The 12,303-nt window shown below is 72.3% G+C and carries 12 protein-coding genes; 3 read left to right on the top strand and 9 right to left on the bottom strand.

Annotation, left to right across the window (positions count from 1 at the left end; genetic code table 11):
* Nucleotides 1-256 precede the first annotated feature (256 nt).
* Complete coding sequence (locus tag ABGA99_RS12090; RefSeq protein WP_347577781.1) at nucleotides 257-715, top strand: cyclic nucleotide-binding domain-containing protein; 459 nt, start codon at nucleotides 257-259, stop codon at nucleotides 713-715.
* A gap of 34 nt (nucleotides 716-749) precedes the next feature.
* Here ABGA99_RS12090 and ABGA99_RS12085 read toward each other — a convergent pair whose 3' ends face one another.
* A complete protein-coding gene (locus ABGA99_RS12085) occupies nucleotides 750-2,135 on the bottom strand; it encodes a GAF domain-containing protein (RefSeq protein WP_347577656.1) in 1,386 nt (461 codons plus the stop codon).
* Nucleotides 2,136-2,460: 325 nt separating this feature from the next.
* Here ABGA99_RS12085 and ABGA99_RS12080 point away from each other — a divergent pair, with 325 nt between their 5' ends.
* On the top strand, nucleotides 2,461-3,168 hold the full coding sequence (locus ABGA99_RS12080) for a response regulator transcription factor (RefSeq protein ID WP_347582622.1): 708 nt from the start codon (nucleotides 2,461-2,463) through the stop codon (nucleotides 3,166-3,168).
* A 39-nt stretch (nucleotides 3,169-3,207) separates the two neighbouring features.
* On the opposite strand, the gene ABGA99_RS12075 is transcribed toward ABGA99_RS12080, so the two are convergent.
* From ABGA99_RS12075 to ABGA99_RS12050, 6 genes are read right to left on the bottom strand one after another with little or no spacing between them, the layout of a single operon-like run.
* Nucleotides 3,208-4,392, bottom strand: a complete 1,185-nt coding sequence (locus tag ABGA99_RS12075) for a PAS domain S-box protein (protein WP_347577658.1) — start codon at nucleotides 4,390-4,392, stop codon at nucleotides 3,208-3,210.
* The gene (locus ABGA99_RS12070) at nucleotides 4,389-5,471 is read right to left on the bottom strand and encodes a SpoIIE family protein phosphatase (protein ID WP_347577659.1); all 1,083 of its coding nucleotides are present in this window, start codon (nucleotides 5,469-5,471) and stop codon (nucleotides 4,389-4,391) included. Before ABGA99_RS12070 ends, ABGA99_RS12075 begins: the two co-directional genes overlap by 4 nt.
* On the bottom strand, nucleotides 5,459-5,866 hold the full coding sequence (locus ABGA99_RS12065; RefSeq protein ID WP_347577660.1) for an ATP-binding protein: 408 nt from the start codon (nucleotides 5,864-5,866) through the stop codon (nucleotides 5,459-5,461). The genes ABGA99_RS12070 and ABGA99_RS12065 overlap by 13 nt, the downstream gene beginning before the upstream one ends.
* Before the next feature lie 13 nt (nucleotides 5,867-5,879).
* Nucleotides 5,880-6,260, bottom strand: coding sequence for an STAS domain-containing protein (locus ABGA99_RS12060; protein ID WP_347577661.1), 381 nt, complete (start codon nucleotides 6,258-6,260; stop codon nucleotides 5,880-5,882).
* Nucleotides 6,257-7,471: a PAS domain S-box protein gene (locus tag ABGA99_RS12055; protein ID WP_347577662.1), complete on the bottom strand. Its 1,215-nt coding sequence runs from the start codon at nucleotides 7,469-7,471 to the stop codon at nucleotides 6,257-6,259. Before ABGA99_RS12055 ends, ABGA99_RS12060 begins: the two co-directional genes overlap by 4 nt.
* Nucleotides 7,472-7,523: 52 nt before the next feature.
* Complete coding sequence (locus ABGA99_RS12050) at nucleotides 7,524-7,694, bottom strand: hypothetical protein (RefSeq protein ID WP_347577663.1); 171 nt, start codon at nucleotides 7,692-7,694, stop codon at nucleotides 7,524-7,526.
* A 240-nt stretch (nucleotides 7,695-7,934) separates the two neighbouring features.
* On the opposite strand from ABGA99_RS12050, the gene ABGA99_RS12045 reads away from it, so the two are divergent.
* Nucleotides 7,935-9,035, top strand: coding sequence for a M23 family metallopeptidase (locus ABGA99_RS12045; RefSeq protein ID WP_347577664.1), 1,101 nt, complete (start codon nucleotides 7,935-7,937; stop codon nucleotides 9,033-9,035).
* A gap of 78 nt (nucleotides 9,036-9,113) precedes the next feature.
* Here ABGA99_RS12045 and ABGA99_RS12040 read toward each other — a convergent pair whose 3' ends face one another.
* Both ABGA99_RS12040 and ABGA99_RS12035 read right to left on the bottom strand, forming a co-directional pair.
* Nucleotides 9,114-9,671 carry a DapH/DapD/GlmU-related protein gene (locus ABGA99_RS12040; RefSeq protein ID WP_347577665.1) on the bottom strand — a complete coding sequence of 186 codons (558 nt, stop codon included), beginning with the start codon at nucleotides 9,669-9,671 and terminating at the stop codon, nucleotides 9,114-9,116.
* A 437-nt stretch (nucleotides 9,672-10,108) separates the two neighbouring features.
* Complete coding sequence (locus tag ABGA99_RS12035; RefSeq protein WP_347577666.1) at nucleotides 10,109-12,046, bottom strand: hypothetical protein; 1,938 nt, start codon at nucleotides 12,044-12,046, stop codon at nucleotides 10,109-10,111.
* Between the last annotated feature and the right edge of the window lie 257 nt (nucleotides 12,047-12,303).

The following is a 12,303-nucleotide window of genomic DNA, read 5'->3' as shown; positions in this document are numbered from 1 at the left end:
CTGATGGGCGGGCACGAGGACGACCGGGCGGCCGGCTCCCTGCAGCCCCTCCGGCAGGGAGGTTCGGCCGGGCCCGGCGCGCGTACGCCGTCCGGGCCGGGCGGCGGCCCCCGGGGGGACCTGTCGACCGACCGCGGCGGGTCCATCGGCCCTGCGGTCGCCCCCGGGAGGCACCTGAGGCGTACCGGCCTCGCGCCGGATCCTGGTCGCGGTCCCCTGCCGGCGGGGGACCGCCACCGGAGGGAGAGAGTTCATGATGAACACGAGCACCGGTCTGCTCGGCGCGCTGCAGCCCGAGACGCGGGAGCGTCTGCTGGAGACCGCGGGGAGCGTGTCCTTCGACGCAGGGCAGCGGATCTTCAACGAGGGCCAGCGCGCCGACCGGTTCTGGATACTGCGCACCGGCTCGGTCACCCTCGACCTGCATGTGCCCGGGCGCCAGGCCGCCACCGTGGAGACGCTCGGTTCCGGCGATCTGCTGGGCTGGTCCTGGCTCTTCCCGCCGTACCAGTGGCACCTGGGGGCGCAGGCCATGAGCCCGGTGCGCGCCCTGGAGTTCGACGCCCGGGTGATACGGGCCCTGTGCGAGGCGGATCCGGTCACCGGCCGGGACGTCGCCCGCCGGGTCGCCGAGATCATCGGTCACCGGCTGCAGTCGGCCCGCACCCGTCTGCTCGACCTGTACGGGCCCTACGGCAGCGGGTCGTGGCTCTGACCCTGCCGGGTGACGCGGTACGGGGAGGGCCCGGTCAACCGCCGGCGGGCGGCGAACCCGTACCGGGCCCGGCATCCCCGGCGCCGTGCTCTCCGTGCCTGCGCAGGCCGAAGATCGTGGACCGGATGATTTCGACGGTCTCGTCGAGTTCGCGCACGGCGCGCAGCAGTTTCTCCTCGCCCTCCGGGGTGCGCTCCAGGCGGACCGTGCTCTGCAGCGTCATCCCGGTGGCGAAGAGCCGCTGGATGGCCAGGTCGTGCAGGTCGCGCGCGATCCGCTCGCGGTCCGAGGACAGCGCCAGCCGCTCGGCGTCGCGGCGGCGGTCGGCCAGTTCCAGCGCCAGCGCCGCCTGCCCGGCGAAGCCCTGCAGCGGCGCGGTCTCCTCGGGGGTGAACGCCGGTTCGCCGGAGGCGCGGGCGAGGAACAGCACGCCCCGCCGGCCCTCCTCGGTGCCCATCGGCACGGCGACCGCGGGGCCGAGGCCGATGTCGCGCAGTGTGTTGCCGTACAGGCGCGGCTCGCTCTCAACGTCGTCGCTGAGCACGAGCTCCCCGCCGGCGTACGCGAGTCCGGACAGCGAGTCGTGGACGGGCAGCAGCCTCTCCCGGTGTGCCTCGGCGCCGGGGCCGCGGGCGAGCGCCACGCGGAGCCGCGCGGCTCCGGGCACGGGCAGCGCCACCGACCCCAGCCGCGCGCCGAGTTGTCCCCGGGCTCGTTCGACGATCAGGCCGAGCACGGCCTCCTCCGGTTCTCCGGACAGCAGCGCGGCGGTGACCTCGGCGGAGGCGGCGAGCCACCGCTGCCGCCGGCGGGACTCCTCGTACAGCCGGGCGTTCTCGATGGCCACGCCCGCGGCGGCGGCGAGCGCGGCGAGCACGGTCTCGTCCTCGGCGTCGAACTCCTCCCCGCCGCGCTTGTCGGTCAGGTAGAGGTTGCCGAAGACCTCGTCGCGCACCCGGATCGGGACGCCGAGGAAGGAGTGCATCGGGGGGTGTCGGCCGGGGAAGCCGGCCGCGGCGGGGTGCGCGGATATCTCGCGCAGCCGCAGGGGCTCCGGGTGGTCGATGAGCATGCCGAGCACGCCGCGTCCGCACGGCGGTGCGCCGATGGCCGCCTCCTGCTCCTCACCGGCGCCGACCGGCAGGAACCGCGCGAGCCGCCGGTCTCGGCGGCCCTCCTCGGCGAGGACGCCCAGGGCACCGTAGCGTGCGTCGACGAGGTCGACCGCCGCCTCGACGATGCGCCGCAGCACCTGGCCGAGTTCCAGGTCGCGGCCGACGTTCAGTACGGCGTCCAGCAGACCGTGCAGCCGGTCGCGGGTGCCGCGGACCTGCTCGACGTGCAACTGCAGTTCCCCCAGCAGGTCGTCCAGTCGCAGCCGGGGCGCCCGGCCGCCGGCACATGTGGGTTCACCTGGCATGCAGTCGTCCCTTCGGCAGAGCCCTTGCGCGGCGACGGCGCCGTACGTCGGCCATCTTCCCGGTCGTCGATCTTGCGGGTCGTCGATTTTCCCGCCAGGGTCCGTCGTCGCGGCGGCGGGCGCGTAGGGCCGCCCGGGACGCGGCGGGGGGACCGTCCGGCTCCCGTCTCCCGGGACGTAAGGGAAGGCCGGCGTCCCGGCCCGCCTCGTCGCCGGGCCGACCCGGCTCCTGCCACCGGCCCGCACGGGACGGATAATCGTTCTGCGTTCAGGTGCTCACGTGCCCGTATGGCAGCGGGTGTGCGACCGATCCCCGAGGAGACCCATGGCCGACACCCCTGCATCCACCGCGCAGCGTCCGATACGCGTCTTCCTGCTCGACGATCACGAGGTCGTACGACGCGGCCTGCACGATCTGCTCGACGCCCAGCCCGACATCGACGTCGTCGGGGACGCCGCCGACGCCGCCGAGGCGCTGGCCCGCGGCCCGGCCCTGCGGCCCGACGTGGCGGTCCTGGACGTGCGGCTGCCCGACGGAGACGGGATCACCGTATGCCGCGAGCTGCGCTCCCGCATGCCCGGGCTGGCCTGCCTGATGCTCACGTCCTTCGACGACGACCAGGCGCTGCTCGACGCCATCCTCGCCGGCGCCTCCGGCTACGTGCTGAAGGAGATACGCGGCGCCGAGATCGTCAACGCGGTACGTACCGTCGCCACCGGCCAGTCGATGCTCGACCCGGCGACCACGACCCGGCTGATGGACAGCCTGCGTCAGGAGGCGGAGCCCGACCCCGGGGACGCGGCGCTGGCCTCGCTGACCGACCGCGAGCGCGACATCCTCCAGTTGATCGGCGACGGGCTGACCAACCGGGAGATCGGCGAACAGCTCTACCTCTCCGAGAAGACCGTCAAGAACCACATCTCCCGCATGCTGGCCAAACTCGGCGTCGAGCGACGCATCCAGGCAGCGATGATCGCCAGTCAGGCCAAGGGGGCGAACGCGGACGGCAAGCGGCCGGACGGTCGCCACTGACCCGCCCGTGGCGGGCGGCCGCCCGCGTCGCCGGGGTGCTCAAGGCCGGGCGGACCCGCCGGGGTGCCCGGGGAGAGGAACGCGCCACGCGAGCCGGGTGCCGCCGCTCGGCCGGGCGGTGGCCTCGAAGGTGCCGCCCAGTTGCGTCGCGCGCTCGCGCAGGTTGGCCAGCCCGCTTCGGCGCGTACCGGGGCCGAGGCCGCGGCCGTTGTCGCTGACCGTGAGCAGCAGCTCCGGGCCGGTGTCGAGCACGACCTCGGCGGCGGACGCCCGGGCGTGCTTGCCGATGTTGGACAGCGCTTCGCGCAGCACGGCCAGCAGGTGGACGCCGACCTCCTGGGGTACGGCGGTGTCGACCGGTCCGTCGAAGGTGACGGTGGGTGCGAAGCCGAGGGGGCGGCGGGCGGCGGCGACCGCGTCGAAGATCTGCGCCCGCAGGCTCGTGGCCTGCCGCGGGGCACGGTGCAGGTCGAAGATCGCGTTCCGCAGCTCCTGGATGGTGGCGTCGAGTTCGCCGACGACTCCCTCGATGCGGCCGACCGCCCGGTCGTGGTCGAGGAGGGCGGTCACGCTCTGCAGCGTCAACCCGGCGGCGAACACCCGCTGGATGACCATGTCGTGCAGGTCGCGCGCGATCCGCTCGCGGTCGGCCATCACCTCACGCTCGGCGCGGGCGGCGGCCAGCTCGGACTGCAGGACCAGGCGGCGGCCGATGTCCTGGGCGACGATGGAGTAGCCGGTCACGGCCCCGTCGGCGCCCCGCATCGCGGAGACGGTGACGGACACGTCGACGAGGCCGCCGTCGGCGCCGTGCCAGCGGGTCTCCACCGGCTCGGCGTGCTCCCCCGACGCCGCACCGGCCAGCGCGTCCTCGAAGGCCGGCAGCGCATGTTCGGGAAGGAGTTCGTCGGCGGACCGGCCCACGATGGCGTCGGCGTCGTGGCCGAGAAGGCGGGCGGCGCCGGGGTTCCATGTCCGGATCATGCGCTGTGGATCGATGGAGATCACGGCGTCGCCGGAGGCCACGACGATGGCGGCGAGCCGTGCGGCGGCACCGCGCGCCTCCTCCAGTTCGGTGTGCAGGGCGATGAGGCCGTGGTCGGCGTCGCTCAGCTCGCGGCTCAGCTCGGCGATCTGCCGTCCGGCCTCGGCCAGTTCGGTCTCCCGCCGCCGGAGCGCCTCCTGCGCTTCGACGAGCGTACGCGGCGCGGGCGTGCTCTTCATTTCGCCTCTCCCGGGTCGTACGGGCCTCTTCGCTCCCATGACGGCACCTCGGTGACGATCAGTACGGTGGCGTCGTCGGCCGGCCGGCCGTGGTCGCGGTGGAGCACGGCGGCGACCAGCGCGGGGGCGTGCCGCAGCAGGCCGCGGTGCGCGGTGAGGTCCCAGCCGCTGCGGATCCCGTCGGAGGCCAGTACGAGGGTGGCGCCCGGTTCCCAGGGAGCGCGCTCGACGTGCGGGCTCGGCGGCGCCGGCCGCGTGCCGAGAGTGCCGGGCCGGCCGAGGAGCGGCCTGCTCCCCCCGCGGTGCAGGACGCGTCCGCTGACGTTGCCGATCCCGGCGAACGCCAGCGCGCCGCGGTCGGCGTCGATCCGGCACACGCCGAGCACGCCGCCGCGGGTCGCGCGCATCGCCTCGTGCGCACGGTCCAGGTACGCGGCGGGGTCGGTCACCAACTGGCGCTCGAACTCCGCCAGTGCCGCACGTGTGGCCACCGCCGCCGCGGGCCCGTGGCCCAGGCCGTCGACGACGACGGCGTCCAGCCTGCCGTCGCCGGGGCGTACCGCCCAGCCGTCGCCGGATTCGCTCTCGCCCGCGTACGGGACGTTGACGCCGCCGTAGCGCCAGCGGGAGGGCACGGGCCGGGGGGTCCGGTCGAGGCGGGCCAGGACGACGGTGCCGGCGCGAGTGCTGTAGCAGTCGAAGTCGCGGGCCAGGCGCCGTACGGCGGGGAGTCCGGCGCCCAGCCCGCCGCCGGCGCGGGACGGCCGCGGGCCGGGTGCGGGGGCGCGTGCGGGTGGGCCGTACGGCGGCGGGGGCATGCGCTCCGGCGGGATCCCGGGGCCGTGATCGACGGAGATCAGCTCGATGCCCCCGCCGGCCGGGCGGAACAGCACGTAACCGCCGGGGTGTGCGTGGCGCAGCAGGTTGGTGCCCAGCTCCGTCACGGCCAGCTCCGCCTCGCCGGCACGCAGCCCGGGCCGGCCGGCGGCGAGCCGGGCGACCGCCCGGCGCAGGGCGCCGACATCCTCCTCGGTGCCGACGGGGAAGCGCAGGTGCGGGGCGGCGGTCACCGTTGCCACTTCTCGATCACCACCGTGGTTCCGGAGCCCGGCGCCGAGGTCACCGTCAGCCGGTCCACCAGACGACGCGCGCCGGGCAGTCCGAGACCCAGGCTGCCGCCGGTGCTGAAACCGTCGGTGAGCGCGGCGTCGACGTCCTCGATTCCCGGGCCCTCGTCGGTGAACGTCGCGCGGACACCCCGCCGGCCCCCGGCCGCGACCTGCTCCGCGATCAGTCTGCCGCGGGAGCCGGTGGCGTACTTGAGGATGTTGCGGGCCAGCTCGCTGCCGGCGGTGATGAGCTTGGTCTCGTCCACCAGGCCCAGGCTCGCGCTCCTCGCCTGCGCGCGCAGGGCCTGGCGCACCCGTATCAGATCGGTCTGGTCGGCGATGACGATGTCGTCCGTGTCCGACACCGCTGTCCCCGGGTCAGCCCGCACGGCGGTCGGCGCGGCGCAGCCGCGCCAGCAGCGCCAGTCCTTGTTCGGCGTTGAGGGCGGTGTCGAGACCGCCCATCGGAACGCCGAGTTCCACCAGGGTGACGGCCACGGCCGGCTGGATGCCGACCACAGCCACCTGCGCGCCGAGGAGTCGCACCATGGCGACCATCCGGGTGAGCACCCGGGCGATGAACGAGTCGACCACGCTCAGCCCGCTGACGTCGATCAGCATGCCGCCGGCGCCGGTGCGGGCGACCTCGTTCGTCAGATGCTCCTCGATCCTGACGACGGTGGTGTCGTCGAGATCGCCCTGCAGCGCGACCAGCAGCGTGTCACCGATCTGCATGACCGGCACGGGCCCGCCGGTCACAGGACCCCCCGCAGAGGGTCCGCGGCCGGGGGAGCTCCCTCGTCACGCTCCCGGAGGAGAGCCAGCGCCAACTGCAGGGCGTCACGCAGGGTGTTGCGGGAGCGCAGCCGCCCCATGTCGATACCCAGATGGACCATGGACTGGGCGGTCTCGGGCCGTACGCCGCTCATGATGCTCTCCGTGCCCATCAGCGCGGCGGCCTGGACGGTCCGCAGCAGGTGCTGCGCGACCTGGGTGTCGATGGTCGGTACGCCGCTGATGTCGAGGATCGCCACCTCGGCCTGGGTCTCGGCGATACGCTCCAGCAGCCCTTCGGTCAGCCGGGCCGCCCGGACCGAGTCGAGGGTGCCGATGAGCGGCAGGGCCAGCACCCGGTCCCACACCTGGATCACCGGGGTCGACAGTTCCATGATCTCGTCGCGCTGCCGCATCAGGCGCTGCTCGGTCTCGCGGCGCTCGGTGACGTCGCGGATCGCCGCGGCGACCAGGACCCCCTCGTCGGTCCCCAGCGGGCTGAGGCTGATCTCGACGGGGAACTCGGTGCCGTCGCAGCGCAGCCCCCACAGCTCCAGGCCCACGCCCATGGGGCGTGTTCGGGGGTCGGCGAGGTAGCCGGCGCGGTGTCCGTAGTGATGCCTGCGGAACCGCGGCGGGACCAGGACCTCGATCTCCCGGCCGATGAGCTGCCCCTCGTCGTATCCGAAGAGGAGGTCGGTCTGCCGGTTGGCGAGCCTGATGCGGCCGTCGGGTCCGATGATGACCATGGCGTCCGGAGCCGACTCCAGCAGGCCCTGGAAGAGGGCGTCCGCACGCCGCTGCTCGCTGGCGTCCTTGACCACCTCGGCGAAGCCGGACACCTCACCGTTCGCGTCCCGGATCGCGGTGAGCACCGAACTCGCCCAGTACCGGGCGCCGTTCCCGCGCTGCCGCCAGCCCTCGGACGCGTACCTCCCGTTCTTCCGCGCGGCGGCCAGCGCCTGCTCCGGCCGCCCCGCGGCGCGCTCGTCGGCGGGGTAGAACAGGGCTGCCGGCTGCCCCAGGACCTCGTCCTCGCCGTAGCCGTGCAGCACCCGGGCGCCACGGTTCCAGCCGGCGATCCGGCCGTCGGCGTCGAGCCGGACGATGGCGTAGTCGGTGATCGCGTCCAGCAGCGACTCCAGGTCTCGTAGCCGTGCGTTCGCCTCAGGATCCTCCGCCGCAGCCTCCGTCACCTTCGGCCTCCCTCCCTACGGGACCATCGAACTCCAGTCCGTGCGCCGGATGCTACTCCGACCCACGTCCCGCGGCGCAGACGACCTGCGACAGCCCGGCCTCACGGGTGAGTGCCGGTGCCATGCGCATCGGCCCGTGGCGAGCGGCGATCGAGGCGACGGAATCCGGGACCGCGGACGAGGCCGGTGCGCTCTCCACGCCCGTGCCGGAAACGGCTGCCAACAGCCGCTCCACCTCATTGCGTCGGGACGGCGTGAGAGCAATACGCCCTTCGGTGGTGTAACCCTCGAAGAGCCCGCAGCAATTTGCCAGTTACCCGTAGATGAGACGCAAGAGTGACATTGGTCGCCCAATCTGCAAATTCCCTGACTTCAACGCCTCGCAGAGCGTGACCGCGCCGTGTCAAAATCCGCTGACCTGTTCACCCGACAGGGCCTCGCGTACGGAAATGGGGTACCACCCATGCTCTCCAGGCTGTCCGTGAGAACCATCCTCGCCACTCTCGCCATCACCGGGCTGGTCGCCACCGCGCCCTCGGCGGTGGCCACCTCCCCGGACACAGTCGCCAAACCCGCCACGACACCGGCGTCCGCCACGTCGCCGTCCGCCGGTGTCACCGTGAAGATGCCGGACAAAGTCGCCGACCGTCTCGGCGCCGGCCGCAAAGCGCTGATCGACGCCGTCTCCGCCGATGTCCTCTCCCGGTCCCACGACGCCAAGGGCCTCGCCCCGGCGGAGGCTGTCAGCAAACTCGCCGCCGAGGGCCGCGAGGTGGTCGTCGACGTCCGCACCGTCTCGCCCGGATGGGCCCGCGGTGTGGCGTACGTCGAAGCCTCACGCAAGGCCCACGGCCAGCCGGAGGGCTGGCTCTACATCGCCCACCGCAAGAACGGGCGCTGGGTCTCCGGTCTCGAAGGCGACCGCGAATTCGCCGACCACGTGGCGACATCACCGCTCGTCGGCAAGGCGGAGCGGAAGGCCATGACGGACTACGCGCAGCGCACGGCGACCCCGGACAAGAAGGCGTCACCGACGGGGGCCACGGCCAACACCGGCGGGCTGCTCCTGCCTTGGATGCCCGACTACTACATGACCGTGACCGGCGGTCCGCACTCCCACACCGGCGGGTCCGGCTACTGGAGCAGCCTCGACTTCGCCGGCGGCAACGCCAGCGGGCGGGTCCGATCGTCCCGTGAAGGCACGGCGACCTCGATGTGCGGAGCCGGCGGCGGCTGGACCAGGGTCATCCACCCCGGCGGCTTCTCGACGGACTACTACCACATGTGGAACACGACCTACTACAACGGGACATCGATCGGGCGCAGCGCCCTGCTCGGCACCATCGGCACCGACGTCTGCGCCGGCGGTTCGGCGACCGGCGCCCACGTGCACTGGAGCCTGCGCACGTACGACGCGAACCTCAATGGCCAGTACACCTGGCTGAACGGCCGCACCATCGGCGGCTGGACCTGGTGGAACGGCTCCAGCCAGTACACCGGCTGCGGCACCCGCCTCGGCTACTCCGGCTGCCCCGGCACGGCGATCTACAACCGCACCAGTTGACGGCGGCTCGGCAACTCGGCCTTGGAGCCCTCCCGCGGGCCGCGGCGGGGCTCCAAGGGTCGCAGATCCGTCGTAGCGTCATTCATCACTTGAGATCCACTGTCGGTGCACAGTTGCCTTGCTACCGGTCACCAGGCTTGCCGGCGGAACGTCATCCGCCACGACTGCGCCGGCGGCGACCACCGCGTCACGGCCGATGCTGACGCCGGGCAGGATGGTGGCACCGGCACCGATCCACACATTCTCCGCCACGTTGATCGGTGCGCCGGTGAGGTACAGCCGCCGCTCCCCGGGATCGACCGGGTGGCCGCTGGTGATGAACGTGACCTTCGGTCCGATCATCACGCGCTCGCCGAGGCGGATGCCGGCATAGTCCAGGAACGTGCAGTTCTGGTTGATGAAGACGCGTTCGGCGAGGTCGAGGTTCAGGCCGTGGTCCGTGAAGAAGGGCGGATAGATCGTGACTCTCGGCGGCAGTGGCTTGCCGAGGATCTGTTCGAACAGTTCCGCCTTGCCCGCTTCGTCGTCGAAAGGCAGGACGTTCAGGCGGGAAGTGAGCTCAGTGACCCGCACGACCCGCTCGGCCATGGCCTGGAACTCGGCACTGTGGATGCGCATGAGACGGTCGCTGGACATTGCCACGGTCCTTGTGGAACCAATCATCTAGTCGTCGCCGCTGGTGTTGCCGTTGCCTCCACGACGTCGGCCGCCCGCGGAGCTGCGCACGACGTTCCCCGCGGCGAGCGTCAAGGTCGCCGCGGCGCGGACCCATCGGGGCCCTCCACGTGCCGCCCACACCACACATGCGCACCCCCCGAGAACGAGCGCCAGGACGACAAGCAGTATCGGAATGATCAAAACTCTCCACCTCTGCGTTCAGTCCTTCGATCCTGCCGATCATCTCAGGCCCGGGGGGCGTTCGGTGAGACGGCTGACGGCTCCGCCCCGCGGAGCAGTTGCTCTGTCAGGGCGCGCGTCGGGCAGGTCCTTGCGCACCTTCCCAGCCCTATCACGGCCCCTGCCCCTGCCCGGCAGGGGCAGGGGCAGGGGCAGGATCCGGCGTACGGCGGGCGCTAGCGTGCCTGGGGTGGCACGGGGAGGGCCCTGTCGCGGTCGAGCTGGAGCAGGGTCAGGACGAACAGGGAGTCCGTCCAGCCGAGCGGAACGACCGACGCCGGGTTGCCGTCGTTGTCGACCTTCTCCGGCAACTCGCCGAGGACGTTGCGCTTGGAGAGCACCCAGTCGAGCACCCGGCCGGCCTTCTCCTGCTCGCCGAGGCCGGCCCATGCCAGCCCGAAGAACGACGTGCTCGGTGTCCAGGTAGACGTGCCCCAGTTGTGGCCCGGGTCGTCGCCGGGGACGACGCCACCGTTCGGGCGCAGCAGAGCGTCATAGGTGGAGTCGAGCGCGTCCGGCAGATCGGAGGGCGCGGTGTTGAAGGGCGGTGCCATGAAGGCGGCCGCACTGTCGCGGCCGTGCAGACCGTCCACGGTGCGCTGGTAGCCGAGGGGGGCGAAGCGCTCGGCGATCGCGTCCGACAGCTTGCCTGCGGCCTCTGCCCATGTCGCCGCGTGGTCGTCATGGCCGAGAGCCCGGGCAAGGTCCGCCGCGGCGTTGAGGCCGCTGAGCAGCGGTGCGGCGGTTCCGATGTTCGGGGTTGTGGTGCCGAGTTCCCAGTAGTCCGGCGACGCGGGCGGCAGTCCCTCGCCGTCCAGGGAGTCGGCAGCGTAGTCGGCCGCCTTCTCGATCGCCGGGTACAGCTTCTCCAGGTCCGCGTCGCGGGTCCTGCGCGGAGCGGCCTGGTACCACTGCCACGTGGACCAGGGAACCCAGCCGTTCGCGTCGAGCTGCCAATGCCGGTTGTCGGGCGGTCCCGCGCCGTCCAAGGTGGTACGCGCTTCCCAGGTGCCGTCCGGGCGCTGGGTGGAGGCGTTGTACGCCAGGATCCGGTAGGCGTCCTCCGGGTGTCCCGTATGCGCGAACGCCGCCGCGACGTAGCTGGAGTCGCGGGGCCACGAGTATTTCCAGATGGAGTACCAGGCGGCGGCGGAGGCTCCGTTGGGCTGGACGAGAGCCTTCATGGAGAGCAAGGCCCGTGCGGCGGCCTTGCGTTGCGGTCCCGTCTTGCCGGGGACGGTGCCGCGCTTCAGCCAGGCGCGTGACTCGCTGATCTGACGCCGTGCGTCAGGGTCGTTCGCCCGCACCGTCACCGGCTCGGTCCCGCCCGCGGGAAGGTAGCGCCAGCGGCCGCTGGGGAGCCGCAGCACGTTGCTGTCCCGCACGTACTCGGAGCCGTACGCCTGCACGGGCGTGATGGCTTCCGTGGTCTTCCCGTTGGAGTACAAGCCCGCCGTGGAGGCGGCGAAGATGTGGTCGGGCACGGCGCGGTAGCACGCGTCCGGATCGCCGCAGCCCTCGGCACCGGTCGGGTTGATGAAGAAGGCGGTACGGGTGGCGTATGCCCGCCAGCCTCCGAGGACCGGGAGGTCGTAGTTCCAGCTGGTGAGCGACCCCTCGACGGGTGACCTGGTGCCGTGCCAGGCGATCGCCTTGCTCTCCGTCGTGGTCGCTTGCGCGAACAGGTAATAGGTCGTTCCGGGGGTGACGTCAACGCCGAGCGGGAAGTCGACCCACCCCGCTCCGCCGCCGCCGAGCTGCGCGAGGTCCCGCGTGCTCGAAGAGATCGCGGAGGCGGGATCCTCACGCACCGTCCGAACCTCCACCGTGAGGGTGCCCGAGGTGGCACGGCTCGCCAGATAGAGAGAGGCCTTCTCCACACGGCCGTCAGCCGTGGTGAACTCCTGGGCCGCGGCGTTGTTCGGGCTCTTGATGCTGAACAACGCGGTGTCGAAGCGCGGCTGTCCGTCGTACGCCGGCGCTGCGGCAGCCGCATCACGGGGCCATCCCTGCGACGCCACGAAGACCACCGCCAGGGCGAGCAGCGCTGCCCAGCGATGCAGGCGGCCGGGAGGGCGGGCCCTCACCGGCACGGGAGTCGAAGCACTGTGCACGATCAACCTCCAAGTGTCGCCTCAGGCGCCCGGGAGCCGCGATGGCGCCGATGCCCTGACGTCCTGCTCGCTGGAACAGGCATCCGCACGTGCCTGAGTTCACTCAAGGGTCGCGAATCCTGACAGACGCTCTGCTTTGCCCTCCTAAGCCCTCGTTGGTGACGGCAGAAGCACATGCACACGGCGTCAAGGTGCAGGGGATCTCGCCGGCACATTGCGGCAAGATTGGACTACACCACTGACCCGACGAGGATGAA

Origin of the sequence: Streptomyces sp. B5E4, assembly GCF_039871555.1 — a bacterium.
In the GTDB taxonomy this organism is placed as follows: Bacteria; Actinomycetota; Actinomycetes; order Streptomycetales; family Streptomycetaceae; genus Streptomyces.
The sequence above is the reverse complement of the archived record's forward strand: the minus strand, read 5'-3'. Positions and strand labels throughout refer to the sequence as shown.